Below are 541 nucleotides of genomic sequence, written 5' to 3'. Positions count from 1 at the left end.
AAACTTTGTATATTGGCTTAATATTGGATAAAACTATGGTTGCGTGGCTGTGGTAAAATTAGAGAATATTCTTGACAAACTCATTGATATCCTTACTAAACTCGTTTTGGACAAAAAAATATACACTCGTGTCGATTAAGACATAAGTGTATACCTAGATGGCTGTGAACTACTCTAAGGCGTATATACGCCTTAGAGTAGTGTGTCAAACCTTGCCACTACTAAAAGACAAACTACTTCTTCTTCCCCAAAACAATAATGGCCTTCTTTATCTTTTTAAGCATTTCATCGTACTCTTGATAGTTTTCATTTATTCTAAAATATTTTCTAGCTGCAATCAACGTTGGCGGTTGTGCACTCCCTATCATAATAGGTATAATTGCATTTGGACGAATTTTATTGAATTTCAAATAATACGCTTCCCATTCATCCGTACAATAAACCGAGTCTAAATATTCCTCTGAAACAAGCATAATCAAAGCGATAGAGTCATCTAACCCTTGATTTATTTTCCTAGGGATGCTATTCCCGACATTAATAT

1 protein-coding gene is annotated in these 541 nt (G+C 34.2%); it reads right to left on the bottom strand.

Translation table 11 applies throughout. The annotated features are described in order from the left end of the window. Nucleotides 1-233: 233 nt before the first annotated feature. Nucleotides 234-541, bottom strand: a 308-nt coding sequence (locus RR062_06260; protein MEG2027292.1) for a toll/interleukin-1 receptor domain-containing protein, incomplete at its 5' end; no start/stop codon positions are given.

Source organism: Clostridia bacterium (assembly GCA_036654455.1).
In the GTDB taxonomy this organism is placed as follows: Bacteria; Bacillota; Clostridia; order Christensenellales; family CAG-314; genus JAVVRZ01.
Note: the sequence above shows the minus strand (reverse complement) of the source record. Positions and strands in the feature narration are given on the sequence as shown.